The sequence below is a fragment of the Paracoccus sp. JM45 genome (assembly GCF_003590715.1).
Lineage (GTDB): Bacteria > Pseudomonadota > Alphaproteobacteria > Rhodobacterales > Rhodobacteraceae > Paracoccus.
In genome coordinates, this window is record NZ_QQVY01000055.1 from 1 (window position 1) to 1,532 (window position 1,532).

Sequence of the window (1,532 nt, forward strand, 5' to 3'; positions counted from 1 at the left end):
AATTCCGAGGTATAGCAACACGCTATGACAAGACCGATTGCAGCTACACCGCCAATTGGAACCTCGCCGCAGCCCTGATTGCTTCAAGATGAATGTCCACGGGCCCTAGCAAAAGCCGTATAAAATTGCCGGAACGAAGAAAGTCCACAGGCTCTTCATACGCTTTATGCTTTTGCAATGGAGGCTTGGTAAACCTTACCAAGAACAACACCAAAAATGATGTGCAGCACTAAAGTCATAACCGGAGCCATCATGCCGAAACCCATGCCAAAAAGACCTGCGCCGGCCATTGGCATAACAAAAACCATCATGCCTGCCCAAGCTGCGATGCCAAAAACAACGCCTTTTACAACAGCGCTTCCACCAGGGATCGCATTATAAAACACAGCGAACGCACCGCCCCAAATTAGGGTGCCAAGTGCAAAATGGGCAACCCAGCCGATAGCTGTCGATGCTCCCATCATTTTGCCAAGCATCGCGGCCACATCAAGTTCGGGCATAACACCCATCATACCTTTAAGAACCATCAGAACCGACAGGACAAGGGTTGCAGCGAAGCCGGCTAGAAAGCCGCTTTTAAGATTGGTCATCGGTTTTATCCTTTAAAAAGTTATAGGTTGCTTACTAGATTCAGAACACGGCCGGATGCTTTTCATCAGTCAGCGTGTTTCAATGGTTTACAACCACTCAAGTGCTGTCTGGATTCACAAAACCTGGCTCGAAAATACCAACGATCCTGATTGTTCTTTGCGAAGCATGTTCCAAGTTAAAGTCATCAGGCTAGCTACATGATCTTATTCTCCATTGATTGTGAGGGCGAAAATTGGATGCCCTGATAATTATTCTATGAAGGTCCATACGAATGGAGAGCGTGGTTTGTTACATTCGCCATGCTAGCGCGCGTGTTCATTAACAAAACGACTTATTAGACACTTAAAAACGTTCAATGTTGTTGAAGTACTGGACCCACAAGATGCTATATGACTGGCGTTAAGGCAATTTTGACGCCGTAGGTTCGTTCTATTGCCAATCGGTCTTGAGAACCAACTGACCGCAGGATTCCCGCCTGATACCGGAACCATTTACACTCAATTACAAACCCATTTATTTCATGTCTCTGGTATGATTCAGCCGGCATTGTTGCAGAACGGTGCTTTGAGGCGTGATGCCCCCTTTCCCCCACAATGTCATGCGACGCGGACAATTGTTGCCGTTCCGAGGGCCGAGAAGCGGTTCATGAGGGCGATGCGTATCTGGATTTCTGTGGTCTGGCGGTCCGGGTCTCTTGCTGCGATACGTTCGCTGAATGCTTTCAGGCACCGCATCTTTGCTCCGATGCGGCTTCGGGCGTAATATCCGGTCCTCCGCTTCCAGAACGCCCTGCCATAGTGACGGGTGGCGCGAAGGATTTCGTTGCGAGCGTTTGCCGCCGGGCAGTCTTCTTTCCACGGCCGACCATTCTTTCGGATCAGGATGATCGCAGTAGCATGACAGTCGATGATGGCGGTATGGCAGCGGCGGGTGTCATAGGC

1 protein-coding gene and 1 pseudogene are annotated in these 1,532 nt (G+C 49.5%); both read right to left on the reverse strand.

The features are described from left to right. Positions 1-164: 164 nt before the first annotated feature. On the reverse strand, positions 165-590 hold the full coding sequence (locus tag DWB67_RS17625) for a DUF6789 family protein (RefSeq protein WP_119808839.1): 426 nt from the start codon (positions 588-590) through the stop codon (positions 165-167). A 597-nt stretch (positions 591-1,187) separates the two neighbouring features. After that, positions 1,188-1,532, reverse strand: a pseudogene (locus DWB67_RS17630) (IS5/IS1182 family transposase); the annotation flags it as partial.